Source organism: Planosporangium flavigriseum, from assembly GCF_011947225.1.
GTDB classification, from domain to species: Bacteria; Actinomycetota; Actinomycetes; order Mycobacteriales; family Micromonosporaceae; genus Planosporangium; species Planosporangium flavigriseum.
In genome coordinates, this window is the sequence record NZ_JAATVW010000084.1 from 1 (window position 1) to 207 (window position 207).

1 protein-coding gene is annotated in these 207 nt (G+C 67.1%); it reads left to right on the forward strand.

The genetic code is table 11. The features are described 5' to 3' along the window. The coding region (locus tag HC028_RS26915; protein ID WP_205861736.1) for a hypothetical protein at window positions 1-207 on the forward strand (207 nt) is incomplete at both ends.

Consider the following 207-nt stretch of genomic DNA (forward strand, 5'->3'; position numbering starts at 1 on the left):
TTGAAGCGGGCCGCGGTGGCCGAGCGGGAGGCCGATATCGACTACCTGACGGCTGAGGTTCCGGTGGCGGTGCAGCAGTGCCTGGAGGGGGTCGATCGGGTCGCGTCGTTGGTGCGGGCGATGAAGTCGTTCAGTTACAAGGACTCCCGGGACCGCTCGTACGCGGACCTCAACGAGGCGCTGACGACGACCTTGACGGTGGCGCGT